The organism is Streptomyces sp. TLI_146 (assembly GCF_002846415.1).
Classification (GTDB): Bacteria; Actinomycetota; Actinomycetes; order Streptomycetales; family Streptomycetaceae; genus Streptomyces.
Map to the genome: position 1 here is coordinate 7,443,145 of NZ_PJMX01000001.1, position 24,096 is coordinate 7,467,240.

The window sequence follows — 24,096 nt, forward strand, 5'->3', positions numbered from 1 at the left end:
GAGTGAGGTATGGTTCTCATGCACGACCGGCCAGGGGAAACCCCAGGTCAGACGGGCAACGGGACGTGGCGCAGCTTGGTAGCGCACTTGACTGGGGGTCAAGGGGTCGCAGGTTCAAATCCTGTCGTCCCGACCAGCGTTCTTCGCAGGTCGAAGCCCGCTTTCGCAGAGATGCGAAGGCGGGCTCATCCGTTTTTCCAGGCGTTCGCGCGCGGGCTCCCGCCCAGCGTCGACCGCGGGCTGCCCCCGGCTCAGCGGGGGAGCTGATCTGGCCCAGGAGCAGCCCGCGTGCTGCCGTCGACTACGGCGCCGACACCGTGCCGGATCCCGGGCACGGTGCTGCCAACGTATCGCCGGGATCGACGTCGGCCGATCCGGGATGCGTGGCCGTTTCACGCAGGCTAGGGGGTGCCCAGGGTCTGCGAGGGGAGTTCGCCGAAGCGCCTGCGGTAGTTGTCGGCGAAGCGGCCCAGGTGGGTGAAGCCCCAGCGGTAGGCCGCCTCGCCCACGGTCAGTTGGGCGGGGTCGGCCTGGCGCAGCTCCGTGTGGACGCGGGTCATGCGGACGTCGCGCAGGTACGCCATCGGGGACATGCCCAGATGGCGGCGGAAGCCCTCCTGGAGCCAGCGGGCGCCGACTTGGCCTATGCCGGCGAGTTCCGTGGTGGTGAACGGGCGCTCGGGGTGGGCGTGGATCGCGTCCACGACCCGCTTGACCGGGCCGGGCAGCGCCGCCCCGACCGGCTCGTCGAGCTCCTCGCGGTAGGCGTGCTCGGTGGCCAGCAGCAGCCCCGTGAGCAGGGCGTCCTGGAGCCGGGCCGCCATGAGCGGCTGGGCGAGCGCCCCGTGCTCGTTGTCCATCTCCTTCACGACCAGCGCGACCAGGCGCGCCCAGCTCAGGCCCGGGCCCCGGCTGAGGTCGAATTCGGGCGCGAGCCGCACCCCGGTGGGGACCGAGCGGTCCAGCAGGACCTCCAGATGGCGCAGCAGGTCCGGGGCGCCGATCTTGACGGCGAGCAGGCGGCAGTCCCGGTTCCACCGCTCCAGGGTCGACTCGCCCCGGGGCTGGAAGACGGCCGCGCGCCGGGCGTTCGCGGTGGTGGGCGTCCGCGACCCCTGCCGCCAGGCGAGCTCCCCGGAGAGGGGGACGTCGACGTGGTACGCCCCCAAGTCGCCGAAGCGCATGTGCACATCGGTGCCGCAGCGCAGGTCGCCCAGGGTCAGCGGCCCCAGCTGCACCACTTCGAAGGCGGCGTCGAGCCGGTGCTCGCGGTCCAGTACGTCGATGGAGTTGGCGTAGTACATCTCACCGATCACCTGGCGGGCCTCGTCGAGGTCCCCGGTCCGGAACGAGAGCCGGGACGCGGTCGGCGCACGCCGCGTGCCGGTCTGCGAAGTTGCCTGCATGGCCCACATCTTCCCGGTGGGCGGGCCCGGCCGTCACCTGTCCTTCATGGACCCGTCTCCGCCGGTGGCCGCGCACCCGGTCGGGTCGCGGGAATCGCCGTCGCCCTATGGCGGTCGTGCATTGCGGCCGTCGTGGAGAAATCCGGTGCGGCCCCTCTGTGTTTGCCGTGAAAGACGTTGAACGCGTCGTACTCTGAGGCGGTTATCGGCTATCGGGTTAATTCAGAACTCTCCGGTCCGTACGTCGAGGGCCCGTGGGACGACTGACGGGAGAGGCGATGCGCGAGATCACCCGAAGGGGACTGCTCGGGGCCGGACTTGGTGCCGTCGCGGCGGCCGGCCTCGCCGGCTGCGGTACGGAAGGCCGGGACGGCGATGCGGGGCGAGCGCATGCGCCGGGGAACGGGCCAGGCCATCCGGCGGCGCCCAACGCGCCGGTAAAGCCCCAGGTCAAGCTGATCGGTGACGGTTCGACCGCTGACGCCGGGCCGCAACCGCACCAGCCCGACAAGCCCGTGCCGCTCGAACCGGGCCAGACCCCGCCGCAGTTCGTGATCTTCTCCTGGGACGGCGCCGGAGAGGTCGGCAATGGGCTCTTCCCGCGCTTTCTGGAGCTCGCCCGCGACCACGGCGCCTCGATGACGTTCTTCCTCTCCGGAATCTATCTGCTGCCCGAATCCAGCAAGTCGCGCTACCGCCCGCCGAACAATCCCGTCGGCGCCTCCGACATCGGCTATCTGACCGACGCACATGTGCGCGAGACGCTGAAATATGTGCGCGAGGCCTGGTACGACGGCCATGAGATCGGGACGCATTTCAACGGGCACTTCTGCGGCGGCTCCGGCTCGGTGGCCAACTGGTCGCCCGACCAGTGGCGCAGCGAGATCGAGCAGGCCGTCTCCTTCGTCACCGAGTGGCGCACCAACACCGGCTGGCACGACCTCGAACCGCTGCCCTTCGACTACCGCAAGGAGCTCGTCGGCGGCCGTACGCCGTGTCTGCTCGGGCAGGGCAACCTGCTGCCCACCGCCCGGCAGCTCGGCTGGCGCTACGACGCCTCCTCGCCCGGCGGGCGTCAGGTGTGGCCCGACAAGCGCCAGGGCGTCTGGGACCTGCCGCTCCAGGGCGTGCCCTTCCCCGGGCACTCCTTCGAGGTGCTGTCGATGGACTACAACATCCTCGCCAACCAGTCGAAGAACACCACCCGCGGCATGCCGTCGCGCTACCCGGGCTGGCGCGAGCAGGCGACCCGCGCTTATCTCGCCGGGTTCCAGCGCGCGTACGAGACGAACCGCGCGCCCTTCTACATCGGCAACCACTTCGAGGAATGGAACGGCGGCATCTATATGGACGCCGTCGAGGAGGCGCTGAAGGGGATGGCCGGGAAGAAGGACGTACGGCTGGTCTCCTTCCGCCAGTTCGTGGACTGGCTCGACGTCCAGGATCCCCGGGTGCTGGACAAGCTGCGCGCGCTGGACGTCGGCCAGGCCCCGGCGGGCGGCTGGAACGCGTACTTCAAGACCGGCTGACTCCTATGGCTCCGAGGCCGTCCGGGGAACTCGGCCGACCTACCGCCGACCCGGACCTGTCCGACGCCGACCGCTACTGCGCGGCCTGCATGGCGGCCTGCTGAGCGGGCGGTCCGTCACTTGCCGGAGACCTGCTCCTCGTGCCGTATCTCGGCCGGTACGTGCGGCGCCGCCAGCCGCGTGCCCAGCGTCAGCCACACCGCCGCGAACAGCCAGCCTCCGAGCACATCGGTGAGCCAGTGCACCCCGAGGTAGACACGGGAGAGGCCGACCGCCGCGCCCCACCCGAGGATCAGCGCGGCGGTGAGGTGCGCGGAGGTCGAACGGGAGCGCCTGGTCACGCCCCACACCAGGAGCCCGGCCGTCAGCGCGGCGGTGGTGGCGTGGCCGGAGGGGAAGGAGTGGCCCGAGGCGTGCGTGGCCCAGTCGGCCATCGCGGGGCGCGGGCGCCCGAGAGCGTTCATCACTCCGTACCGCACGGCCTGGCCGAGGGCGAGGACCGCGAGCGCCCCGGCCGCCGCGCACAGGCGCTGCCGGGCGTCCCGCCCGGCCAGCAGCCCGGCGCCCACGGCCAGGAGATACGGGAGCGCCCCGGTGCCGGTGGCGGTGACCGCGCGGGCGACCGCGAGTGCCACCGGCGGCCGGTGCTCCAACGCCCAGGTGTGCGAGGCCCGGTCGCCGGGCAGCGGTGCCCCGTCCCGTACGGCGACGAGCACCGTGAGCAGGACGAACAGCAGCAGGCACACCGCCGCGCCGACGAGCCGGGCCCTCCTCATCGGGCGGTCACCAGCGGGCGCGGCCGGGTCCCGCCGAGCCGGGCCACGAGCGGCGCGGCCGACGCCGTGGCGAGCCGGGCGCCGCCGACCCGCCGGGCCCGCCACCAGGCGAGGACCATAAAGGCCGCGAAGAGCCCCGGACCGTAGTCCGACCAGAGCCGGACGGCGGTGTCGACCGGGCCGGGGGTGTCCCGCGCGAGCTCGGTGACCCGGCTGTACCACCCGTCGTCGAAGTGCATCAGGGGGTGTCCTCGGTAGTGCGGGCGCGGCGGGCCCGCAGGATCTCCAGGGCGATCGGGAGCAGCGAGACGGCGACGACAAGCGCCACGAGCGGGAGCAGATAGCGGTCGACGTCGGGGATGGAGGAGCCCAGCGCGTACCCGCCGAGGACCAGGCCACACGTCCACACCGCGCCGCCGATGACCTGCCAGAGCGCGAACACCCCGGCCGGGACGCCGAGCACGCCCGCCAGCGGGTTGAGCACGGTCCGGACGATCGGCACGAAGCGGGCCAGGACGATCGCCTTCGCGTGGCCGTACTTGGCGAGCAGCTCCTCGGCGCGGGCCGCGCCCTCGTGGAGCTTGCGGGACTTGGCGCGGGCCAGCAGCGCGCGGCCGCCGCGGCGGCCGATCCAGTACCCGACCTGCGCTCCGACGAGCGCGCCCGTGACGGAGGCGAGGAGGACCTGCGGCAGGGAGAGCGAGACCGGCCCGTCGCCGCCCGGCACGCACAGCAGCCCGGCGGTGAACAGCAGCGAGTCGCCGGGCAGGAAGAAGCCGACGAGCAGCCCGGTCTCGGCGAACAGCACGACGGCGACGCCGATCGCGCCGAACGCCGAGAGCAGCGAGCCCGCGTCCAGCACGTTCACGGCCTGGGGGGCGGCGGCGAACAGGGGTACGGCCATGGCGGTGGGCCCTCCCATAATGGATTTCGGGCCACGAGCAGCGCGGAGCCCGACTGACTACAGTGGTGTAGACGGTCTACAGAACTGTAGACGAAAGATCGAGGAGGATCGTTCCCATGGCGGTCGTTGACGGGCCCGGCCACTTCGGCGGCCGTGCGGGCGGCGACGCGCGGCGCCCCGCCGGTGAGCTGGAAGCGGGCGTGCTCGCGGCGCTGTGGGCCGCCGGAGGACCGCTCACGCCCGGCGAGGTGCAGGGCGCGCTTGGCGGCAGCCTGGCCCGCACCACGGTGACGACGATCCTCACCCGGCTGTACGAGAAGGGCGCCGTCACCCGCGGCCGCTCCGGCCGGGGCTTCGCCTACACCCCCACCGAGGACTCCCCGGGCCTCACGGCCCGCCGGATGCACACCGAACTCGCCAAGGAGGAGGACCGCTCCACGGTCCTCGCCCGCTTCGTCTCCCAGCTCAGCGACGAGGACGAGCAGTTGCTGCGAACCCTGCTCGACGGGGAGGCGGGGGCGTCCGGCGAGGCGATATCCGGCGCCGGGGCTGCCTCGGGCCATGACCGGTTCAGTTCGGGCCACGACCGGGCCGCCTCGGGTCATGAGCGGACCAGTTCGGGCCACGACCGGTTCGGTTCGGCCCGCGACCAGGCCGCCTCGGCCCACCGCCAGGCCAGCTCCGATCGCGGACGAGCGCCCTTGAGCCACGATCACGACCCGGCCCCCTCGGCCCCCGACTCCGCCGGCGGTGGCCGGGGATGATCTTCGCGGTGCGGATCCCGCCGCTCGTGCCCTTCCTCGCCGTCCCGGCCGCGCGCAGACTCGCCGATTCGCTGCCGCCAGGGCCCGCCGCCCCTCTGCACCCCGCGCTCCGCCCCCTGCGCGCGCCCCTCGAATACGCCCTGGAGCGCTGCGCCGACGAGGCCGCCGCCTCAGCCGTGGGCGACCGCGGGCTCGCCGCCCGCGCCATCGGCCGCGCCGCCCTCGCATCGAGACCGCCCAGGGCGAGGACTGACCCGTCCGGGCACGCGGTGGCACCCCAACGGCCCAGCAACGCTGAGGCCCGGCGCCCGCCGCCCCGGAGAGTGGATCCCGTACGCCCGTGACGGCGTGCCATGCCACGAACGGCCAGCGCGGGAGGCAGCCATGACATGCATCAACCGACGGGACCTGGGACTCCTCGTCCTGCGGGTGGGCACCGGCGCCGTCCTCGCGGCGCACGGCACCCAGAAGCTCTTCGGCTGGTTCGGCGGCGGCGGGATCGAGGCCACCGCCGCCGGGATGGAGCACATGGGCTTCCATCCCGGCAAGCAGAGCGCGGTGGCCGCCGGGCTCGGCGAGGCCGGCGGCGGCGCGCTCCTGGCCCTGGGCCTGGCCACCCCGGCCGCCGGGGCGGCGGCGGCCGGAGCGATGGCGGGCGCGGTCGCCGTGCACGCCCCGGCCGGGTTCTTCGCCCAGGGCGGCGGCTTCGAGTACCCCGCGTTCCTCGGCTTCACGGCCGCCGCGATCGGCGTCGCCGGAGCCGGGCGCTACTCCCTCGACCACGCCTCCGGCCATGTCCTGGACCGGCCGTGGACGGTCGCCCTGGCGTTCCTCGGCAGCGCGGCGGCGGCCGCCCTGGTCGTCGGCCGACGGGCGCAGGGTCAGGACAACGGCGACGTCGAGGGGGAGCGGGCGGAGGCCGACGCCTCGCCGGAGGCCGGGACGTCCGCGTAACCCAGGGGCCCACGGCGGGCGCCGGGCATTCAACTCGCGCCGCTGTTGAGATCGAGACGCAGGCCACAGGCCCGCGCGGCGGACCGGGGCCGTACCCTGTCGTCGACGGCGCGTACCCCGACCGGGGGCGCGACCCTTTGTACGCCAGGGAGTGACGCAGTGCTGCGCACCATGTTCAAGTCCAAGATCCACCGAGCCACCGTGACCCAGGCGGACCTCCACTACGTGGGGTCGGTGACGGTCGACGCCGAGCTGATGGAAGCCGCCGATCTGCTGCCCGGCGAGCTCGTCCACATCGTCGACATCGACAACGGCGCCCGCCTGGAGACCTACGTCATCGAGGGCGAGCGCGGCTCCGGCGTCATCGGCATCAACGGCGCCGCCGCCCATCTCGTCCACCCCGGCGACCTGGTGATCCTCATCAGCTACGCCCAGGTCGACGACGCCGAGGCGCGCACCCTGCGCCCCAGCGTCGTCCACGTCGACGCCGACAACCGCATCGTCGAACTCGGCGCCGACGCCTCGGCCCCGGTGCCCGGCACCGACCAGCGCCGCGGCCCGCACGCCGTGGCCGCCGTCCCCGTCCCTTCCAGCCCCGCCGCCGTTCCCCAGCACTGATCCGGGAGAAACGTATGCTCGCGCTGCTCCACACCTCGATGGTGCACGTGCCGGTCTTCAACGCCCTGCGCGACGAGAACCACCCCGGCCTCGAACTGCGCCACCTGGTGTACGAGGAACTGCTCGGCCGCGCCCGCGGGCTCGGCCCCGCCGGTGCCGCCGAGGCCACCAGGACGGTCATCTCCGAGATCACCGCCGAGGGCGCGACGGCGGTGCTGTGCACCTGCTCGACGATCGGCGCCGTCGCGGAGGCCGCCGGGGCCGAACTCGGCGTGCCCGTCCTGCGGGTGGACCGCCCGATGGCCGCGGCGGCGGTCGCGTACGGCTCCCGGATCACGGTCCTCGCCGCCCTGGAGGCCACCCTGCGCCCGACCTCGGACCTCCTCCACGAGGAGGCGGCCGCGGCGGGCCGCGAGGTCTCGCTGCGGCCGGTCCTGGTGCCCGACGCCTGGCGCCGCTTCGAGAAGGGCGACCTGGAGGGCTACGCGTGGGCGGTGGCCGAGGCCATCGAGGAGGTCGAGGACGCGGACGTCATCGTCCTGGCCCAGGCCTCCATGACACCGGGCGCGCAGCTCGTCCCGTCGAAGATCCCGGTCCTGTCCAGCCCGCGCCTCGGCCTGGAGGCGGCGGCGAAGCTGGTGTGAACGGGCGCGGTCCGGGGACCCTGGGCCCCCGGACCGCGCCCGCCGCTCAGCCCGCCTCGACCTCGGTGCGGTCCCCGCCCCACAGCGTGTGGAACGAGCCCTCGCGGTCCACCCGGCGATAGGTGTGCGCCCCGAAGAAGTCCCGCTGCCCCTGGGTGAGCGCCGCCGGCAGCCGCTCGGCCCGCAGCGCGTCGTAGTACGCCAGCGCCGCCGAGAAGCCCGGCACCGGCACGCCCTGGCGCGTCGCCGCCACGACCACCGCGCGCCAGTCCTCCTGCGCCGCCCCGATCTCCTCGCCGAACCGCTTGTCCGAGAGGAGGCTCACCAGGTCGGGCTCGGCGTCGTACGCCGCCCGGATCCGGTCCAGGAAGGCCGCCCGGATGATGCACCCGGCCCGCCAGATCGCGGCCACCGAGCCCAGGTCGACACCCCACTCGTACTGCTCGCTGCCCGCCCGGATCTGGTGGAAGCCCTGGGTGTACGACACGATCTTCGACGCGTACAGCGCCTGCTCCACCTGGGCGGCGAAGGCCTCCGCCGCCTTCTCGTCGAGCGGCTCGGGCACGGGTCCGGCGAGCGCGCCGGACGCCTCGCGCAGATCGGCGTGGCCGGAGAGGGAGCGCGCGAACACCGCCTCGGCGATGCCGGAGACCGGCACCCCGAGGTCGAGGGCGATCTGCACGGTCCAGCGCCCCGTGCCCTTCTGCTCGGCCCGGTCCTGCACGACGTCGACGAACGGCTTGCCGGTCGCCGCGTCCTCGTGGGCGAGCACCTCCGCCGTGATCTCGATCAGATACGAGTCGAGCCGGCCCGTGTTCCAGCCCCGGAAGGTCTCCGCGATCTTGGCGGGGGAGTAACCGGCGACCGTGCGCAGCAGGTGGTAGGCCTCGGCGATCAGCTGCATGTCGGCGTACTCGATGCCGTTGTGCACCATCTTCACGAAGTGGCCCGCCCCGTCCGGTCCGACGTGCGTCACGCACGGGGTGCCGTCCGGGGCCTTCGCCGCGATCTTCTCCAGGAGCGGGCCCAGCGACTCGTACGACTCGGCCGAGCCGCCCGGCATGATGCTCGGGCCGTGCAGTGCGCCCTCCTCGCCGCCCGATACGCCCGCGCCCACGAAGTGGATGCCGCGCTCGCGCAGCTCGCGCTCGCGCCGGCGGGTGTCCTCGAAGTGCGCGTTGCCGCCGTCGATGATGACGTCGCCCTCTTCGAGCAGCGGGGCGAACTCCTCGATCACCGCGTCCGTCGGCTCGCCCGCCTTCACCATGACGACCAGCCTGCGCGGCCGCTCCAGCGCCGCCACGAACTCCTCGGGCGTCTCGGCGGGCACGAACCGCCCCTCCTCGCCGAACTCCTCGACCAGGGCCCGGGTCTTGGCCGCCGTCCGGTTGTGCACCGCCACCGTGAGGCCGTTGCGAGCGAAGTTGCGGGCGAGGTTGCGCCCCATGACGGCGAGTCCGGTCACGCCGATCTGGGCTGTTCCACTCATGGCTGTGCTCCTGAATCATCGGATGCGCTGCTCGATCAACCCTACGGAAGACTCCAAGCCGCGCGACTCGGCCGGCATTCCCCTCGAAGCGTGGGTACGCACTCTTGTCACGGTCCGTTCAGAGCCCCTAGTTTGGCGGCTCCCGAGGCATTCGAGGGGGACCCATGTCCGTACGCGGGCGGCACCGCCGGTATCAGCCGAGCCGTATCAACCGGGCCTCGCTGACGGTGACGGCGGGCGGGGCCGGTATGGCCCTGCCCCTGATCGGCGCGGGCGCCGCGCACGCCGCGTCGATGGATGTGTGGGACAAGGTCGCGGCCTGCGAGTCCACCGACAACTGGAAGATCAACACCGGTAACGGCTACTACGGCGGGCTCCAGTTCAGCCAGTCGACCTGGGTGGCCTACGGCGGACGGCAGTACGCGCCGCGCGCCGACCTGGCCTCCAGGAGCGAGCAGATAGCCGTCGCGGAGAAGGTGCTGGACGCCCAGGGCCCGGGCGCCTGGCCGGTCTGCTCGGGCGAGGCGGGGCTGACCCGGGGCGCCGCGCACACCACCACGGCGCACACCACCGCCGCGCACACCGCCCCGGCGGCGCAGCACGCGCGCGTGGCGAAGAAGGCGGCGCCGCAGGCGAGCCCCACCAAGGTCCCGGGCAAGCGCGAGGGCTACACCGTCATCCCCGGCGACTCCCTTTCCCGGATCGCGCACACGGAGCATGTCAAGGGCGGCTGGCACGCGCTGTACACCGTCAACCGCAAGGTCGTCGGCCCCGACCCCGATCTGATCCTGCCCGGCCAGCGCCTGGCCCTGCCGGACACGGCGACCCCGCCGAAGACCCACCCGCAGCCGAAGCCCCACCCGAAGCCGAAGCCCCAGCAAAAGCAGCCCGCCAAGCCGCAGCCCAAGAAGCCCACCGCCCCGCACAAGCAGGCGCCGACCCCGGTCGTCCACAAGAGCGCCGGGTTCAGCGCGCCCGTCGACGCCGGCCCCAGCACCCCGTACCACAAGGCCGGTTCGTCCTGGGCGAGCGGCTACCACACGGGTGTCGACTTCCCGGTCTCCACCGGGACCTCGGTACGGGCCGTGGCCACCGGCAAGGTCGTCGAGGCGGGCTGGGGCGGGAGTTACGGCTATCAGGTCGTGATCCGGCACGCCGACGGCAAGTACAGCCAGTACGGCCATCTCTCGGCGGTGAACGTACGGGCCGGACAGCAGGTCAACTCCGGCCAGCGCATCGGCCGTTCCGGCTCCACCGGCAACGCCACCGGACCGCATCTGCACTTCGAGATCCGCACCGGCCCCTCGTACGGGTCGGACATCGACCCGCTGGCCTACCTCAGGGCGGGCGGCGTCAGCCTCTGATCGGCCTTGGTGCTCTTGCCCTCGGCGCTCTGGCCGGGCGCCGGGATGCCCGGCAGGGTCGTGCGCTCGGTGCGTGAGCGGCGGGAGGCGGCGCCGAGCCGCTCGGTGGTGAGCAGGATCAGCCCGCCCGCCGCCACGACGCCGCTGGCGAGGGCGAAGACCAGCCCGGCCGTCCCGTAACGGAACTCCTCGCCGAACATGGTGAGCCCGACGGTCGCCGCGACCACCGGGTTGACGACGGTGACGGTCGCCAGCGGCGCCGCGAGCCCGGCGCCCCGGTAGGAGGCCTGGGAGAGCAGCAGACCGGCGGCGGCGAGCACCGCTATGGCCAGCAGGCTGGGCACTTCGGTGAGCTGGAGGCCCGCGTCCCAGTCCTCGGCCACCAGCTTGGTGAAGACCGACGCCATGCCGAAGGAGACACCGGCCGCGGCGGCGAGCAGCACGCTGCGCACCACCGGCCCGTGCACCACGCGCGAGGCGAGGAAGAGCACGGCCATCCCGCCGAAGGTGACGGCCGCGAGCAGCAGGCGCTGGCCGCCGCCGACCGAGTCGGCGTCCGCGTCGGTGGTGAGGGCGAGCAGCCCGGCGAGGCCGGCCGTCGCCATGACCGCGCCGCGCCAGGCCGCCGCGCCCGCCTTGCGGCGGACGAAGACGGCGGCCATCGGCAGCGCGAAGACTATAGTCAGCGCGCCCAGCGGCTGGACCAGGGTGAGCGGTCCGCAGGCGAGTGCCACCACGTGCAGGAGGGCGCCGAGACCGTTGAGTGCCACGGAGCCCCACCAGGCGCCTTGGCGGAGGTAGGTGCTGTCGGGGGTGGCCGCGGCCACGCGCTCCTGGACGATCGCCGCGGCCGCGTAGGCGACGGCGGAGACCAGGGAGAGCAGCACGGACAGGGCAAGGGCACTCATGCATCCACGATCTCTCGCGAATCGCCTTGCGTCGTCGTCCTTGAGACCGCATTGACACGTACTGCCATAGGAGTAGGCGTCTACTCCAGAAGTCGTCCATACATCGGACATTCGGCACAACTGCTGGTGAGGGTGGGTGTCTCCGGACCTTTTCGGCCAGGTGCGCGACGGGGGATGTCCGGTAGTAGTCGTACGCGAGTTCGAGGGGAAATCTGTAAGAATCCACGGGTGGACGGCAGGAGATCGGGGGACGAGTGGTGGATCTGGCCGCGGTGGCGTCGGTGGGCGGGTTCTTCGCGCTGCGCACCGGACCGGCCGACGGTGCGCACCTTCCGCTGGCGCGGCTGTACGCGGGCGAGGGCGCCCCACTGACGGCCCGGATCGACACCGTCGCGGCCGCCCTGCGCGCGCCCGAGCGCCGGACCGCCGCCTCCATCGCCCACCTGGGACTCGTCGCCCGGCTCTGGTCGATCGCCCTCGGGTCCGCCGTGCTCCACGGCGAGCTGCCCGACCTCGATCCGAAGGCCCTGTCGTGGGACGGCGGCCGCGGCGCCCCCGACGACCTGTTGCTCGACGCGGTCCGGCCGCTGCCCGGCACCGCCGAGCGGATCCGCGAGAGCGTCCAGTACGGCCACCTCGTCCCGCTCGCCGAGGCCTTCCGCCGCGACACCTCCATCTCGTCCGGCCTGCTGTGGGGCAACGCGGGCTCCGCGCTCGCCGGGGCCGTCCGCGAGCTGCACCGCTGGGCGCGGCGCGAGGGCCGCCCCGACGCCGCCCGGCGGGTGCTGGAGCTCGGCGCCGAGCTCTTCGCCCACCCCGACCTGGCGGGCACCGGCACCCTGCTCCCCGGCCCGGCCTTCCGGCGCCGCAGCTGCTGCCTCTACTACCGCTGCCCGGGCGCCGGACTGTGCGGCGACTGCGCCTTCGACCGGCCGCCGGCACGCGCCTGACCGGCGGCCGGTCAGGCTCGCGGTTTGGTGTGCGGTTTGGTATGCGGCGCCCTCGATCCGTACGATTCCGCTTTTGGGAACTTCCACACGCGGGCGAGACCGCACATATGACCGAGGAACGGCGACGGCGATGACGGTGACAGAGGACATCCAGGACCAGGGGTACGGTCCCGGCATCGGCCAGGAGCCCGGCGAACCCGACGTGGAGTACGGCCCCGGCATCGACCCGGAGCGGCTCGCCGTCTGCCTCAGCGTGCTCGACGAGCTCGACACCATCGAGGTCGACCACCCGGACGCGATCGCCGTGCGCCGCGCCACCGCCGCCATCTACCGGACCGTGAAGCAGCGCCGCCGCCAGGAGCGCCGGGCCGCCAAGACCGCCCACGACCGGGCCGTCACCGAGGCCACCGCCACCGGCTCCGCCGAGCGCATCGACGACGAGACCGAGGGCATCCTGCCGTCGTCCGCGACCCCCACCGGAGAGATCGCGGGGATACTCCAGCGCCCGCGCTCCTGCTACATCTGCAAGACGCGGTACGTCGAGGTCGACTACTTCTACCACCAGCTCTGCCAGAAGTGCGCCGCCGAGAACCGCTTCCGCCGGGACGCCCGCACCGACCTGAGCGGCAAGCGCGCGCTGCTCACCGGCGGCCGGGCGAAGATCGGTATGTACATCGCGCTGCGGCTGCTGCGCGACGGCGCCCACACCACGATCACCACGCGCTTCCCCAAGGACGCCATCCGCCGGTTCAAGGCGATGGAGGACTCGGCGGAGTGGATGCACCGCCTGGAGGTCGTCGGCATCGACCTGCGCGACCCGGCGCAGGTGGTCGCGCTGGCCGAGCAGACCGCCGAGCAGGGTCCGCTGGACATCCTGATCAACAACGCCACCCAGACCGTGCGCCGGCTGCCCTCCGCCTACGCCGCCCTGGTCGACGGCGAGGGCGCCCCGCTGCCCGCCGGTGAGCTGCCCGCCCACCACGTCATCGGCGCCTTCAACTCCGGCGCGGTCGGTGAACTCGTCGGGTCGGCCGCGCTGCCGCTCGGCACCTCCGGCCTCGACGCCCAGCAGGTCGCCGACCTCGCCCTGGTCGCGGGCAACGCCAGCATCGCCCGGCACCACGACGGCACCGCCATCGACGCGGGCGGTCTGCTCCCGGACGTCGTCGACACCAACACCTGGGTGCAGTCCATCGACCAGATCTCCCCGGTCGAGCTGCTGGAGACCCAGCTGTGCAACTACACCGCGCCGTTCATCCTGATCAGCATGCTCCGCCCGGTGATGGCCGAGGCCGCCCGCAAGGCGCCGAACGGCCGCGCGTACGTGGTGAACGTCTCGGCGATGGAGGGTGTCTTCAGCCGCGGCTACAAGGGCGCCGGTCACCCCAATACCAACGCCGCCAAGGCCGCCATGAACATGGTCACCCGGACCAGCGGCCAGGAGATGTTCGAGACCGACAAGATCCTGATGACCTCGGTCGACACCGGCTGGATCACCGACGAGCGCCCGCACCACGACAAGCTGCGGCTCGCCGAGGAGGGCTTCCACGCCCCGCTGGACCTGGTCGACGGGGCCGCGCGCGTGTACGACCCGATCGTGCGCGGCGAGGCGGGCGAGGACCTGCACAGCGTCTTCCTGAAGGACTACGCGCCCGGCAACTGGTAGGCCCACCGGATACGCGAAAGTGGCCGGCCTCCCTCGGGGGGAGCCCGGCCACTTTCGCGTATCCGCCGGGGTCAGGCGCCCCCGTGCCGCGCGGCCACCAGCTCCAGGACCGGCCGCCAGTCCTCCATCACGCCCACGTCCAGGCCGACCACCTTCCCCGCGTCGTCGGCCTGGCGCAGGGTGAGCGCCGCCTCGGCCTCCGGGCCGAGCGCGAAGGCGTCCGCCTCCTCGGGCGTCATCACCCCGCCCTGCGCCCGCAGGGTCAGCTCGCTCTGCGGCGACAGCGTCCGGTCGGGCTCGACCGCCGCGAGGTAGCGCTTGGCCGGAACGTGCAGCCGTACGAGCCGGGCGACCCGCGCCCCGAGCAGCGGGCGCACCGCGTCCGCCGCGCGGTCCGCGTGCCCGGCGTCGTCACCCGGACGGAGCAGATGCCCCAGATCGTGGACGAGCCCCGCGACCTGGAGCTCCTTGTCACTCGGATGGGCGCGCCGCAGCAGATGGGCGGTCTGCAGGGCGTGGTCGTGCAGATCGACCGGATCGCCGCTGCGGTCCGGTGTGTCCCAGGCGTCCCGGCAGGCGTGCAGCAGGTCCATCAGTTCCGCGACGGACCGAGGCCGGCTCGGCAGGTCCATGTGAACTCCTCCCCGGGTGGCGACCGACGCCGGCCAGCAGATCATGGCTGGATGAACTCCGTGCTGAACGGGCGGCGAAGGAAAGTTGACGCAAAGGAAGTGGCCCCATCGAGCGGAGGCCCGCTCATTTGGTTACTCTGACCCCGACGGAAGCCATCAAAGGATCCACCAGTCCTCGATGCCCGTTCCGGGACCGGCCTGCAACCTGGCCGTGCTTCCGACAGAGTGCCGGCGCCACCGCGTCAGAACTGCCCCTGCCCCCTGCCCCCTTGGGCGGCCGGCGACCGGGAAGAGACCGGAGTCGCCAGTACGCCCAGGGTTACGCGACACAGAGGAGTGCGCGGTGACACCAGAGATGACAGAACGCGAACAGCGGACGCCGGAACGCGGCGACCGGCCGGGCCGGCCCGAAAAGCTCCGCAACCTCGAAGTCTGGGCCCGTTCGGCCCCGATCCGGCTGGCCGGATACGAGGACGACCTGGCCGAGCCGCACATTCTGCCTGGCATTGACTGAGTGGTTCCGTGCGACGTGTGCCCCCTGTTCCGGCAGGGGGCACACGTCGTTCCGGCGTGCCGCCAGGGGTGCGGCCGGGCTACCCGTATGCCGGTCGTCCGCTTGCGGGACCGGCGGACATCCGGCAGACAATAAGGGATAACTCGGGGCAAGAGGTGGGAGATTTACGTGCGCCCGATCCCGCGCCGGTTCACCCTGGCGGCAGCCGTCATGTCCATCGGAGTGTTCGTCGCGGCCTGTGGCAGCGACAGCGGCGGCAACAGCGCCTCCGATCAGAAGGAGCTGTTCCTGCAGCCCGTCGCGGCGTCCGGCCCCGACCCCTTCACGGAGTCGACGGCCAAGGCCGCCAAGCCGCTCACGCCCTCCCAGCCGCCGCCCAGCGCCCCGAGCAGCCCCACCGCGACCGTGCAGGCCATCCGCGCCGTGTCGGGCTCCACGCCCGGCCTCTACGGCGGCACCCAGTCGGTGGCCAGCTGTGACGTGGAGCAGCAGATCCGCTTCCTCAACGCCGACCGGGTCAAGGCGCGCGCGTTCTCGGAGACCGCCGGGATCAACCCCGACGACCTCCCGACGTTCCTGCGCGGGCTGACCCCCGTGGTGCTGCGGGCCGACACCCGGGTCACCAACCACGGCTTCAAGGACGGCCACGCCACGGCCTTCCAGTCCGTGCTCCAGGCCGGCACCGCCGTCATGGTCGACGACCACGGCACCCCGCGTGTGCGCTGCGCCTGCGGCAACCCGCTGAAGCCGCCCGTCGCCACCCGGGGCGCCGCCTCGCGCGGCCAGTCCTGGCCCGGCTACCACCCGCAGCGGACCGTCGTCATCAACCGCACCACCACGGTCATCAACAGCCTGATCATCGTGAACGTCATCAACAACACCTGGATCGAGCGGCCCACCGGCGACCACGGCATGCACGACCGCGAGCGGCCCGACATCCAGATCGACCCGACGGCGCCGGTGGTCACCGACTCGCCGAGCACGCCGGTGAGCCCGGACCAGTCCAGCCCCGCCGTCTCGCCGAGCGAGTCCACGCCGTCCACCTCCAGCACCTCCCCGAGCACCAACTGCCCGAGCACGACCCCGACGGTCACCGTGACGAAGTCGCCCCCGTCGGTGCCGCCCGGCGGCACCACGCCGAGCGCGCCCACGACCTCGGGCTGCCCGACGGCCACCGTCACCGTCAGCCCCAAGGTGACGACGAAGCCGCCGTCGGTCCCGGTCACGCCGAGCGAGCAGATCGTGCCGACACCGTCCACCGAGCTGCCCACCCTGCCGTCCGAGCCGCCCCCGGTCTTCCCGCCCGACTCGTCGGGCGGCCAGATCCCGTCGGGCACCTCCGACTTCGACACCGAGCCGCCGCTGGACGCCAGACTCTCCTGACCGGCGCCCCCGATCGGACCGAGGATCGGAGTGACGATGGACGAGTGGCCCGCGCCCCCCGGTCTCGGCCTCGCCCTCAACCGCATGGGCACCTTCGACTGGGACCTCATCAGCGGGCAGCTGCACATGGACCGGTCCGCGCTCGCCGTCTTCGACATGGAGCCCGAGGAGTACGACGGCCGGCCCGAGACCCTGGGCAGCCGGGTGACCCCGGCCGAGGGGACCCGGCTCGACGCCCTGGTCTCGCAGGCGCTGAAGAACGGCAGCGTCCACTACGGCGCCTACTTCCGCGTCCGGCTGCGCGACGGCTCCGCGCGCTGGACGCACACCCAGGGGTATGTGGAACGCGACGCCACCGGCCGCCCGCAGCGCATCATCGGCGTGGTCCGGGACGCCACCCAGGAGCTCACCGAGTACTCCGACCGCCCCACCGCCGACGACGAGGAGCAGCGCCGCAGTACGAGCGTGGTGGACAGCACCACGGCCGCGCTGGCGCACGCCCGTACCGTGCAGGACGTCATCGACGTGCTCAAGGGCTCGCACGGCCTGGAGCACCTGGGCGCCACCAGCCTGGTGATGGGGCTCCTGGAGGCGGGCCGGATCCATCTGGTGGCCGAGGGCCCCGAGGACAGCTTCGTGCCCGGCACCCGCTGGACCCGGGTCGACGAGCAGTACCCGATGAGCGAGGTCGTACGCACCCTGGCCCCCCGGTTCATCCAGACCGCCGACGACTTCGCCCGCTCCTACCCGCGCCTGTGGCCGCACATCAGCGGCCTCGGCATCACCGCCGCCGCCTATCTGCCGCTGATCGCCCAGGCCCGCCCGATCGGCGCCCTCGGCCTGCTCTACAGCGACAAGACCGGGTTCACCGCCGACGAGCGCAACCTCCTGGTGGCGCTGGGCAGTTCGATCGCGCAGAGCCTGCAGCGGGCGGTCCTGTACGAGCAGGAGCACGACCTCGCCGAGGGGCTCCAGCAGGCCATGCTGCCGCGCCGCATCCCCGAGGTGCCCGGCGCCCAGATCGCGGTGCGCTACCGCTCGGCCCGGCTCGGCCGGGACATCGGCGGCGACTGGTACGACGTCATCCCGCTGCCCGGCGGCCGGGTCGGCGCGGTCATCGGCGACGTCCAGGGCCATGACACGCACGCCGCCGCCGTCATGGGCCAGCTGCGGATCGTGCTGCGCGCCTACGCCGCCGAGGGGCACACCCCGGCCACGGTGATGGCCCGCGCCTCGGTGTTCCTGGACGAGCTGGACACCGACCGCTTCGCCACCTGCACCTACGCCGAGGCCGACCTGTCGACCGGAGTCGTCCAGCTGGTGCGGGCCGGACACGTCGACCCGCTGCTGCGGTACTCCGACGGCAGCTGCCGCAGACTGCCCGTCGAGGGCGGCCTCCCGCTGGGCCTGTCGGCCGAGTTCGGGCGGCTGGAATACCCGGTCACCACCGTCGAGCTGGACCCCGGCCAGACGCTGCTGCTCTATACCGACGGCCTGGTCGAGCAGCCCGGCGCCGACCTCGACGACGGTATGCAGCTGCTCGCCGCCCTCGTGCGGTCGGGGCCCGGCGACCTCCAGGAGCTCGCCGACCGGCTGTGCGACGTGGTCGACGACCGGGCGGGCGACGACGACGTGGCGCTGCTGCTCCTGCGCCGGCGCGCCCTGGAGGCCCCGCGGAGCGGCGGCCGGCTCCAGCAGCACGTGGCGCAGAACGACCCGGAGGCGCTGAGCTCCTCGCGCCATATGATCCGGGCCGCCGTGCGGGCGTGGGGCGCCCGGGAGCGGGCCGACGAGATCGAGCTGGCGGCCGACGAGCTGATCACCAACGCGCTGATGCACACCGACGGCGGCGCCATCGTGACCGTACGGGTGCTCGCCGGGCCCGAGCGGCGGATGCGCGTCGAGGTCGAGGACCGCTCCAGCGCCCTGCCGCGCCGACGCGAGGCGGGCGACTCCGGGGTGTCGGGGCGCGGCCTGATGCTGGTGGACCGGCTCGCGGACGTGTGGGGCGTGGAGTCGAGGGGCAGCGGCAAATGCGTGTGGTGCGAGTTCATCGTCCCCGAGCGCGCTACTTGACGGTAACCATCCGTAATCCGACCGTACTTGACCGTAAATGGCGCCGCTGGCCCGCGGCCGGTCCCTCGTGGTCGCCCTGTCCGCGTACGGCGGCCGGGTCCACGTGGGCCTGGTCGCCGACGGCAAGCCGTCCCGGACGTCGACCGGCTGGCGCGGGCGCTGGGCGAGGAGCTCACGGAGCTGGTTAATCTGTGAGGTATGCCGGAATTGCCCGAAGTGGAAGCGCTCCGCGACTTCCTCGCCACGCATCTCGTCGGCCATCGGATCGCCCGCGCGCAGCCGGTCGCGATCAGCGTCCTGAAGACGTACGACCCGCCGCTGACCGCCCTCGACGGGCGTGCGGTCACCGGGGTGGGGCGGTACGGCAAGTTCCTCGACATCGACGCCGACGGCCTCCACCTGGCGCTCCATCTGGCCCGGGCCGGCTGGCTGCGCTGGCACGACGAGCTGCCCGCCGGGCCGCCGCGCCCCGGCAAGGGCCCGCTGGCGCTGCGGGTCGCTCTGGAGGGCGGCGCCGGGTTCGACCTGACCGAGGCGGGCACCCGCAAGAGCCTCGCCGCGTACCTGGTCCGCGACCCGCGGGAGGTGCCCGGCATCGCCCGGCTCGGGCCCGACCCGCTCGCCCCGGAATTCGACCGCGACCGGTTCGCCGGACTGCTCGCGGGGGAGCGGCGCCAACTCAAGGGCGCGCTGCGCGATCAGTCGCTGATCGCCGGGATCGGCAACGCCTACAGCGACGAGATCCTCCATGTGGCGCGGATGTCGCCGTTCAAGCAGGTGGACCGGCTCACCGACGACGAGACCACCACGCTGTACGAGGCGGTCCGCGCCACCCTCACCGACGCGGTGGAGCGCTCGCGCGGGCTCGGGGCGGGCCGCCTCAAGGCGGAGAAGAAGAGCGGGATGCGGGTGCACGGCCGCACCGGCGAGCCCTGCCCGGTCTGCGGCGACACGGTCCGCGAGGTCTCCTTCGCGGACTCCTCGCTCCAGTACTGCGCCACCTGCCAGACCGGCGGCAAGATCCTCGCCGACCGCCGGATGTCCAAGCTGCTCAAGTAGCGCTTCCCGTACGGAGGATGGTCACCCCGTACTCAGCCCGACCTGGTCAGGGTCGCGAGCCGGGCCCCGTCCCGGGTCCGTACCTCGAAATGGGAGATGTCGGCGGGCGCCAGCGCCGCGGCCCCGCGCATCGTCACCTGGGCCCCGTCCTGAACCGCCCAGGTCGCCACCGTGTCCTCCTCGCCGCCGCGCCCCACCGCGACCAGCGTGCACACCGCCGGGCCGCGCACCCCGCCCACGTCGAGCCCCACGTCGGTGCCGAACCCGGCGGGCGCGGCCGCCAGCGTCGCCGTCACCCCGGGCGCCGACGCGGTCGCCGTCCAGTGCGGCGCGGCCGGGTCCGCCATCAGGCCGAGCGCCGCGAAGGGCGCGCCCACCACCAGCGCCGCCGCGGCCACCAGCAGCCCTAGCCGCCTCCTGCGCCGCGCCCGCAGCCGGGCGCCCACCGCGCCGAGCGCCGCGTGGAGCAGCCCGGGCGACGGCGCGGCGACCGGGTCCACCCCGGGCGGCGTCCAGCGGGCGTACGCGGCGAGCAGCGCCTCCACGCTCCCGAGCTCCTCCAGCAGGCGCGCGCAGTGCGCGCACCCCGCCAGGTGCTCCTCGAAGCGGAAGGTTTCGGCGACACCGAGCACCCCGAGCGCGTACGCCCCGACGTCCCGGTGGAGTTCCAGCGGCCTCATGCCGTCTGGTACGCAGACGGCGGCCCAATCACTCAAGTCACACGGGAAGGGACAGTAAGGAGTCGGCGCACCTACAATCCGACCGCATGCTGCGCGTACTGGCCGTCGACGACGAAGCCCCCGCCCTGGAGGAGCTGCTGTACCTCCTGCGCTCCGATCCGCGGATCCGCAGCGCCGAGGGAGCCACCGGGGCCACCGACGCGCTGCGCCTGATCGGCGGCGCGCTGGACGCCGGGCCCGACGACGAACAGGGCGTCGACGTCGTCTTCCTCGACATCCACATGGCCGGGCTCACCGGACTCGACATCGCCCGGCTGCTCGCCGGGTTCGCCCGGCCGCCGCTGATCGTCTTCGTCACCGCGCACGAGGGCTTCGCCGTCCAGGCCTTCGACCTGAAGGCGGTCGACTACGTGCTCAAGCCCGTCCGCAGGGAGCGGCTCGCGGAGGCGGTGCGCCGGGTGGCCGAGATGACGGGGGAGCGCGGCCCGGCGCTCCCGGAGGTGCACGAGTCCGCCACGGCCCACATAGCCGTCGAGCTCGGCGGCGTCACCCGGTTCCTGGCCGTCGCCGACATCGCGTACGCCGAGGCGCAGGGCGACTACGCCCGGCTGCACACCGATTCCGGCAGTCATCTGGTGCGCGTGCCGCTGTCGACGCTGGAGGACCGCTGGCGCGCGCACGGGTTCGTGCGGATCCACCGCAGCCACCTGGTGGCGCTCGCCAGGATCGACGAACTGCGCCTGGAGGCGGGCAGCATGACCGTCCGCATCGGCGGGGCCGAGCTCCCCGTCAGCCGCCGCCATGCCCGCACCCTCCGCGACCAGCTGATGCGTCGCGGCGGTCGTTGACGCTCCACCGCCTGCCTACTGATGGTGCGTCAGAACAGATGGATCGCCAGATGCCCGAGCGGCAGGCCGAGTTCCCACGCCGGGGTCCACACCCGCGGCTCGTCCTCGGCCTCGGCGCGCGGGTCGACCCCGCCCGGCACGACCGCGTCCAGGTCCGCGGCCAGCAGCTCGGTCTCCTCCAGCCACCGCCACGCGTCCCGCGCCAGCGCCAGGTCGGGGCCGGACCCGGCCGCCTCCCGCTCGCGCAGGCGCTCGCGGACCCAGCCGTGCCACGGCCGCCCGGCCGCGGTGAGCGAACTCCACTCGTCGAGTCTGGCCACCACCCGCGCGCCGCCGACCGCGCCGTCCGACAGGAAGATCGTCAACGCCAAGGCGTTGCGTCCGGCCCTGAATTCGAGCGTCGTCGGCGGCATGAGATCGCCGGTGCGCAGTAATTCGTCGGCGATGTACTCCGCGTACATCCATGCCATCGGCACCAGCAGTTCGCCACCACTGGTCCCGTTCGTACCCTCCGGACGCATTCCGTCTCGCCTCTTTCATCGACTGTCCAGGCGCTCCAGGGAGCTCCAGGGAGCATTGAACCGGGGGCGCGTGCCCGCCGTGGCCAGAAGGGCAGGATCCGTCATCCCCTACGAGGTGCCCATGCATGTGCGGCAGTCGCTCGGCGCGTACGTCCTCGGCGCCCTCGCGCCGGACGAGGACCGCCGGGTCGCCGGTCATCTGCGCACCTGCCCGGACTGCCGCGCGGCCTACCTGGAGGTCGCGGAGGCGCCCTCGATGCTGGCCCTGCTCTCCGAGGAGGACCTGGCGGACGGGCCGCCGGACGAGTAGCCCGGCAGGACCCGCGCCAGGGCCCGCAGAGCATAGTACGAGCGGGACTTGACGGTGCCGCACGGCACCCCCAGGACCTCCGCCGCCTCGGCCACGCTCAGTCCCCGGAAGTAGATCTGCGCCAGCACCGCCCGGTGCTCGGGGCTCAGGGTGCGCACCGCGTCCCGGACGTCGAGCGCCGCCGCCGACCGCTCGGCGTGGTCGTCCTGCGCCTCCACGCGCGCGTCGAGCACGGCGTCGTGCACCTCGACCGGCCGCGCCTGCCGGTTGCGGCGGGCGTCGATCGCCAGCCGCCGCCCGACGGTGAACAGCCACGGCCGCATCGAGGCGTACGGGCCCTCGAACGCCTCCGGGTGCTGCCAGGCCCGCACCAGCGTCTCCTGGAGCAGGTCCTCGGCGCGCTGACGGTCGCCGTAGGTGAGGCCGAGCAGGAAGTGCATCAGGGCGGGGCCGTGCTCGCGCTGGAGTGCCGCGAGGTCGGGCTCGCGGGTGTACCGCCGCGGCGGCGCCGCACCTCGTGGGGCCGCGTCCGCCCGTGGGGCCGCGTCCGAGATACCCGTGCTCACCGTGGTGCTCCCTTCCCGAGAAGTCCGCAGGCCGCAGCCCGTATCCGAGCGCAGTCGGGCGCGAAGGGACAGCCGCCGGACCGCGACATGCGACGAACGGTCGAATGGAGCGGCGAATGGTGCGGCGAACGGTTGGGGAATCGGACTATCTATGCATGATGTGGATATCTGATAATCAATCAGGTATTTCCGACCCATGGAGCCCGGTGCCATGACCAGCAGCACGAGCCGGCGGACGGCGGCCGTCGCGGCCCTCGTCCTCGCCGCGACCGCCGGGTGCGCGGTGGAGCACCCCGCCCCCGCGCGCCTGCCGCACCACCAGGACTCCGAGCGGCCCGGCACGCCGTCGCCGGCCGGCGGCTCCGCGAAGGCGGGGCCGCGCCCGTTCACGCTGGTCGCCACCGGTGACGTACTGCCGCACTCCTCGACCATCGAGCGCGCCGCGGCCGACGCGAGCGGGGACGGCTACGACTTCCGGCCGATGCTCGCCGGGGTCAAGCCGGTGATCTCCCGGGCGGACCTGGCGATCTGTCACATGGAGACGGTGTACGGGCCGGACGGCGGGCCCTTCACCGGCTATCCGGCGTTCAAGTCGCCGCCGCAGGTGGCCGCCGCGCTCAAGGACACCGGGTACGACTCGTGCTCGACCGCGTCCAACCACAGCCTCGACGACGGGGCGGACGGGATCGCCCGGACCCTTCGCGCCTTCGACAAGGCGGGCCTCAAGCACACCGGATCGGGCCGCACGGCCACGGAGTCGGCGGCGCCCGCCCTGCTGGAAGCGGGCGGCGCCAAGGTCGCCCAGCTGGCGTACACATACGACACCAACGGCTATCCGATGCCGGACGGCCAGCCGTGGGCCGTCCACCTCATCGACGAGCGGAAGATCCTCGCGGACGCGCGCGCGGCGCGGAAGGCGGGGGCCGACGTGGTCGTCGTCAGCCTGCACTGGGGCACCGAGTGGCAGACCGAGCCCGACGAGCAGCAGCTCACGCTGGGCAAGGCGCTCACGGCCTCCCGCACCGGCGGCCGCCCCGACATCGACCTCGTCCTGGGCACGCACGCGCACATCCCGCAGGCGTACGAGAAGGTCAACGGCACCTGGATCGTCTACGGCGAGGGCGACCAGATCGCGGGGGAGATGTTCAACAACTCCGGCGCGCGCGATCCGCGCGGCAACATGAGCTCCATCGCCCGCTTCACGTTCACGCCGCCCGCCCGGGAGGGGGCGCGCTGGGAGGTCACCAAGGCGGAGTTCATCCCCCAGTGGGTCGACGCGGACCGCGGCCGCGTCATCAACCTCCCCGAGGCCCTGCGCACCTCCCCCGACCGGGAGGACTACCGCACGGCACAGACGGAGATCCGGGAGGCGGTGCTGGGCCGCGGGGCGGTGAGGGACGGACTGACGATGGCGACGGGGTAGGGGACCTCTCGTTCGGCTGCGGACCGTGGGTGGCTGGTCGCGCAGTTCCCCGCGCCCCTAACCACCTAGGGGCGCGGGGAACTGCGCGAGCAACCCACCACTCAGCCGCGGA

General features: G+C 73.1%; 25 protein-coding genes, 1 tRNA gene and 2 pseudogenes. 18 read left to right on the forward strand and 10 right to left on the reverse strand.

Features of this window, described 5'->3' with window-relative positions:
- The first annotated feature begins 59 nt into the window (after positions 1-59).
- A tRNA-Pro gene (locus BX283_RS33095) sits at positions 60-136 on the forward strand.
- Positions 137-401: 265 nt separating this feature from the next.
- Here the strand turns inward: BX283_RS33095 and BX283_RS33100 are convergent.
- The gene (locus BX283_RS33100) at positions 402-1,406 is read right to left on the reverse strand and encodes an AraC family transcriptional regulator (protein ID WP_101392714.1); all 1,005 of its coding nucleotides are present in this window, start codon (positions 1,404-1,406) and stop codon (positions 402-404) included.
- Between the two features lie 278 nt (positions 1,407-1,684).
- Here BX283_RS33100 and BX283_RS33105 point away from each other — a divergent pair, with 278 nt between their 5' ends.
- Complete coding sequence (locus BX283_RS33105; protein WP_101391101.1) at positions 1,685-2,935, forward strand: hypothetical protein; 1,251 nt, start codon at positions 1,685-1,687, stop codon at positions 2,933-2,935.
- Positions 2,936-3,051: 116 nt separating this feature from the next.
- On the opposite strand, the gene BX283_RS33110 is transcribed toward BX283_RS33105, so the two are convergent.
- From BX283_RS33110 to BX283_RS33120, 3 genes are read right to left on the reverse strand one after another with little or no spacing between them, the layout of a single operon-like run.
- Entirely contained in the window at positions 3,052-3,711 is a 660-nt protein-coding gene (locus tag BX283_RS33110; protein WP_101391102.1) for a phosphatase PAP2 family protein, read from the reverse strand.
- Entirely contained in the window at positions 3,708-3,950 is a 243-nt protein-coding gene (locus BX283_RS33115; RefSeq protein ID WP_101391103.1) for a hypothetical protein, read from the reverse strand. The genes BX283_RS33110 and BX283_RS33115 overlap by 4 nt, the downstream gene beginning before the upstream one ends.
- Positions 3,950-4,615 carry a DedA family protein gene (locus BX283_RS33120; RefSeq protein WP_257584026.1) on the reverse strand — a complete coding sequence of 222 codons (666 nt, stop codon included), beginning with the start codon at positions 4,613-4,615 and terminating at the stop codon, positions 3,950-3,952. The genes BX283_RS33115 and BX283_RS33120 overlap by 1 nt, the downstream gene beginning before the upstream one ends.
- 116 nt (positions 4,616-4,731) lie before the next feature.
- Between BX283_RS33120 and BX283_RS33125 the strand changes: the two are divergent.
- From BX283_RS33125 to BX283_RS33145, 5 genes and pseudogenes are all read left to right on the forward strand, one after another.
- Positions 4,732-5,127, forward strand: a pseudogene (locus tag BX283_RS33125) (BlaI/MecI/CopY family transcriptional regulator); the annotation flags it as partial.
- Between the two features lie 248 nt (positions 5,128-5,375).
- Positions 5,376-5,723, forward strand: a complete 348-nt coding sequence (locus tag BX283_RS42220; protein WP_101391105.1) for a hypothetical protein — start codon at positions 5,376-5,378, stop codon at positions 5,721-5,723.
- A 40-nt stretch (positions 5,724-5,763) separates the two neighbouring features.
- Entirely contained in the window at positions 5,764-6,333 is a 570-nt protein-coding gene (locus BX283_RS33135; protein WP_101391106.1) for a DoxX family membrane protein, read from the forward strand.
- A gap of 159 nt (positions 6,334-6,492) precedes the next feature.
- Entirely contained in the window at positions 6,493-6,951 is a 459-nt protein-coding gene (gene panD, locus BX283_RS33140) for an aspartate 1-decarboxylase (protein WP_101391107.1), read from the forward strand.
- Between the two features lie 14 nt (positions 6,952-6,965).
- Positions 6,966-7,595, forward strand: coding sequence for an aspartate/glutamate racemase family protein (locus BX283_RS33145; RefSeq protein ID WP_101391108.1), 630 nt, complete (start codon positions 6,966-6,968; stop codon positions 7,593-7,595).
- A gap of 46 nt (positions 7,596-7,641) precedes the next feature.
- Here the strand turns inward: BX283_RS33145 and gndA are convergent, their stop codons facing one another.
- Complete coding sequence (gene gndA, locus BX283_RS33150) at positions 7,642-9,084, reverse strand: NADP-dependent phosphogluconate dehydrogenase (RefSeq protein WP_101391109.1); 1,443 nt, start codon at positions 9,082-9,084, stop codon at positions 7,642-7,644.
- A 164-nt stretch (positions 9,085-9,248) separates the two neighbouring features.
- Between gndA and BX283_RS33155 the strand changes: the two genes are divergently transcribed.
- Positions 9,249-10,448, forward strand: a complete 1,200-nt coding sequence (locus BX283_RS33155) for a transglycosylase family protein (RefSeq protein ID WP_101391110.1) — start codon at positions 9,249-9,251, stop codon at positions 10,446-10,448.
- On the opposite strand, the gene BX283_RS33160 is transcribed toward BX283_RS33155, so the two are convergent.
- A complete protein-coding gene (locus BX283_RS33160; protein ID WP_107503688.1) occupies positions 10,418-11,356 on the reverse strand; it encodes a DMT family transporter in 939 nt (312 codons plus the stop codon). The two genes, BX283_RS33155 and BX283_RS33160, sit on opposite strands and share 31 nt — an antisense overlap.
- A gap of 257 nt (positions 11,357-11,613) precedes the next feature.
- Between BX283_RS33160 and BX283_RS33165 the strand changes: the two genes are divergently transcribed.
- Together BX283_RS33165 and BX283_RS33170 are read left to right on the forward strand one after the other, a co-directional pair.
- Entirely contained in the window at positions 11,614-12,306 is a 693-nt protein-coding gene (locus BX283_RS33165; RefSeq protein WP_101392715.1) for a (2Fe-2S)-binding protein, read from the forward strand.
- Positions 12,307-12,436: 130 nt separating this feature from the next.
- Positions 12,437-13,972 (forward strand): SDR family NAD(P)-dependent oxidoreductase, encoded by a 1,536-nt coding sequence (locus BX283_RS33170; protein ID WP_101391111.1) that lies wholly within the window; start codon positions 12,437-12,439, stop codon positions 13,970-13,972.
- Positions 13,973-14,043: 71 nt separating this feature from the next.
- Here the strand turns inward: BX283_RS33170 and BX283_RS33175 are convergent, their stop codons facing one another.
- Positions 14,044-14,604, reverse strand: a complete 561-nt coding sequence (locus tag BX283_RS33175) for an inositol oxygenase family protein (RefSeq protein ID WP_101391112.1) — start codon at positions 14,602-14,604, stop codon at positions 14,044-14,046.
- A 343-nt stretch (positions 14,605-14,947) separates the two neighbouring features.
- Here BX283_RS33175 and BX283_RS40835 point away from each other — a divergent pair, with 343 nt between their 5' ends.
- The 5 genes and pseudogenes from BX283_RS40835 to BX283_RS33190 all read left to right on the forward strand — a co-directional run bounded on the left by BX283_RS40835 (position 14,948) and on the right by BX283_RS33190 (position 19,636).
- Positions 14,948-15,118: a hypothetical protein gene (locus tag BX283_RS40835; protein WP_180356959.1), complete on the forward strand. Its 171-nt coding sequence runs from the start codon at positions 14,948-14,950 to the stop codon at positions 15,116-15,118.
- A gap of 168 nt (positions 15,119-15,286) precedes the next feature.
- The gene (locus BX283_RS33180) at positions 15,287-16,501 is read left to right on the forward strand and encodes a DUF6777 domain-containing protein (RefSeq protein WP_257584029.1); all 1,215 of its coding nucleotides are present in this window, start codon (positions 15,287-15,289) and stop codon (positions 16,499-16,501) included.
- A 36-nt stretch (positions 16,502-16,537) separates the two neighbouring features.
- Entirely contained in the window at positions 16,538-18,577 is a 2,040-nt protein-coding gene (locus tag BX283_RS33185) for a SpoIIE family protein phosphatase (RefSeq protein ID WP_101391113.1), read from the forward strand.
- Positions 18,578-18,614: 37 nt separating this feature from the next.
- Positions 18,615-18,772, forward strand: a pseudogene (locus BX283_RS41810) (WS/DGAT domain-containing protein); the annotation flags it as partial.
- Between the two features lie 3 nt (positions 18,773-18,775).
- Positions 18,776-19,636, forward strand: a complete 861-nt coding sequence (locus tag BX283_RS33190) for an Fpg/Nei family DNA glycosylase (protein ID WP_101391114.1) — start codon at positions 18,776-18,778, stop codon at positions 19,634-19,636.
- Positions 19,637-19,668: 32 nt separating this feature from the next.
- Here the strand turns inward: BX283_RS33190 and BX283_RS33195 are convergent, their stop codons facing one another.
- Positions 19,669-20,316, reverse strand: a complete 648-nt coding sequence (locus BX283_RS33195; protein WP_101391115.1) for a zf-HC2 domain-containing protein — start codon at positions 20,314-20,316, stop codon at positions 19,669-19,671.
- Between the two features lie 86 nt (positions 20,317-20,402).
- On the opposite strand from BX283_RS33195, the gene BX283_RS33200 reads away from it, so the two are divergent.
- Positions 20,403-21,164, forward strand: coding sequence for a LytTR family DNA-binding domain-containing protein (locus BX283_RS33200; protein WP_101391116.1), 762 nt, complete (start codon positions 20,403-20,405; stop codon positions 21,162-21,164).
- Between the two features lie 29 nt (positions 21,165-21,193).
- Here the strand turns inward: BX283_RS33200 and BX283_RS33205 are convergent, their stop codons facing one another.
- Positions 21,194-21,685, reverse strand: a complete 492-nt coding sequence (locus BX283_RS33205; protein WP_101391117.1) for a hypothetical protein — start codon at positions 21,683-21,685, stop codon at positions 21,194-21,196.
- A 121-nt stretch (positions 21,686-21,806) separates the two neighbouring features.
- Here BX283_RS33205 and BX283_RS33210 point away from each other — a divergent pair, with 121 nt between their 5' ends.
- Positions 21,807-21,995, forward strand: a complete 189-nt coding sequence (locus tag BX283_RS33210; protein ID WP_101391118.1) for a zf-HC2 domain-containing protein — start codon at positions 21,807-21,809, stop codon at positions 21,993-21,995.
- Here BX283_RS33210 and BX283_RS33215 read toward each other — a convergent pair.
- Positions 21,914-22,561, reverse strand: a complete 648-nt coding sequence (locus tag BX283_RS33215; RefSeq protein ID WP_257584030.1) for a sigma-70 family RNA polymerase sigma factor — start codon at positions 22,559-22,561, stop codon at positions 21,914-21,916. The two genes, BX283_RS33210 and BX283_RS33215, sit on opposite strands and share 82 nt — an antisense overlap.
- Positions 22,562-22,772: 211 nt before the next feature.
- On the opposite strand from BX283_RS33215, the gene BX283_RS33220 reads away from it, so the two are divergent.
- A complete protein-coding gene (locus BX283_RS33220) occupies positions 22,773-23,984 on the forward strand; it encodes a CapA family protein (protein WP_101391119.1) in 1,212 nt (403 codons plus the stop codon).
- Positions 23,985-24,096: the final 112 nt, after the last annotated feature.

What these genes read in the sequence shown, in the direction of transcription:
- BX283_RS33100 (WP_101392714.1), bottom strand. Translation starts at nt 1,406, where the DNA reads ATGCAGGCAACTTCGCAGACCGGCACGCGGCGTGCGCCGACCGCGTCC.
- BX283_RS33105 (WP_101391101.1), top strand. Translation starts at nt 1,685, where the DNA reads ATGCGCGAGATCACCCGAAGGGGACTGCTCGGGGCCGGACTTGGTGCC.
- BX283_RS33110 (WP_101391102.1), bottom strand. Translation starts at nt 3,711, where the DNA reads ATGAGGAGGGCCCGGCTCGTCGGCGCGGCGGTGTGCCTGCTGCTGTTC.
- BX283_RS33115 (WP_101391103.1), bottom strand. Translation starts at nt 3,950, where the DNA reads ATGCACTTCGACGACGGGTGGTACAGCCGGGTCACCGAGCTCGCGCGG.
- BX283_RS33120 (WP_257584026.1), bottom strand. Translation starts at nt 4,615, where the DNA reads ATGGCCGTACCCCTGTTCGCCGCCGCCCCCCAGGCCGTGAACGTGCTG.
- BX283_RS42220 (WP_101391105.1), top strand. Translation starts at nt 5,376, where the DNA reads ATGATCTTCGCGGTGCGGATCCCGCCGCTCGTGCCCTTCCTCGCCGTC.
- BX283_RS33135 (WP_101391106.1), top strand. Translation starts at nt 5,764, where the DNA reads ATGACATGCATCAACCGACGGGACCTGGGACTCCTCGTCCTGCGGGTG.
- BX283_RS33145 (WP_101391108.1), top strand. Translation starts at nt 6,966, where the DNA reads ATGCTCGCGCTGCTCCACACCTCGATGGTGCACGTGCCGGTCTTCAAC.
- gndA (WP_101391109.1), bottom strand. Translation starts at nt 9,084, where the DNA reads ATGAGTGGAACAGCCCAGATCGGCGTGACCGGACTCGCCGTCATGGGG.
- BX283_RS33155 (WP_101391110.1), top strand. Translation starts at nt 9,249, where the DNA reads ATGTCCGTACGCGGGCGGCACCGCCGGTATCAGCCGAGCCGTATCAAC.
- BX283_RS33160 (WP_107503688.1), bottom strand. Translation starts at nt 11,356, where the DNA reads ATGAGTGCCCTTGCCCTGTCCGTGCTGCTCTCCCTGGTCTCCGCCGTC.
- BX283_RS33170 (WP_101391111.1), top strand. Translation starts at nt 12,437, where the DNA reads ATGACGGTGACAGAGGACATCCAGGACCAGGGGTACGGTCCCGGCATC.
- BX283_RS33175 (WP_101391112.1), bottom strand. Translation starts at nt 14,604, where the DNA reads ATGGACCTGCCGAGCCGGCCTCGGTCCGTCGCGGAACTGATGGACCTG.
- BX283_RS33185 (WP_101391113.1), top strand. Translation starts at nt 16,538, where the DNA reads ATGGACGAGTGGCCCGCGCCCCCCGGTCTCGGCCTCGCCCTCAACCGC.
- BX283_RS33190 (WP_101391114.1), top strand. Translation starts at nt 18,776, where the DNA reads ATGCCGGAATTGCCCGAAGTGGAAGCGCTCCGCGACTTCCTCGCCACG.
- BX283_RS33195 (WP_101391115.1), bottom strand. Translation starts at nt 20,316, where the DNA reads ATGAGGCCGCTGGAACTCCACCGGGACGTCGGGGCGTACGCGCTCGGG.
- BX283_RS33200 (WP_101391116.1), top strand. Translation starts at nt 20,403, where the DNA reads ATGCTGCGCGTACTGGCCGTCGACGACGAAGCCCCCGCCCTGGAGGAG.
- BX283_RS33205 (WP_101391117.1), bottom strand. Translation starts at nt 21,685, where the DNA reads ATGCGTCCGGAGGGTACGAACGGGACCAGTGGTGGCGAACTGCTGGTG.
- BX283_RS33210 (WP_101391118.1), top strand. Translation starts at nt 21,807, where the DNA reads ATGCATGTGCGGCAGTCGCTCGGCGCGTACGTCCTCGGCGCCCTCGCG.
- BX283_RS33220 (WP_101391119.1), top strand. Translation starts at nt 22,773, where the DNA reads ATGACCAGCAGCACGAGCCGGCGGACGGCGGCCGTCGCGGCCCTCGTC.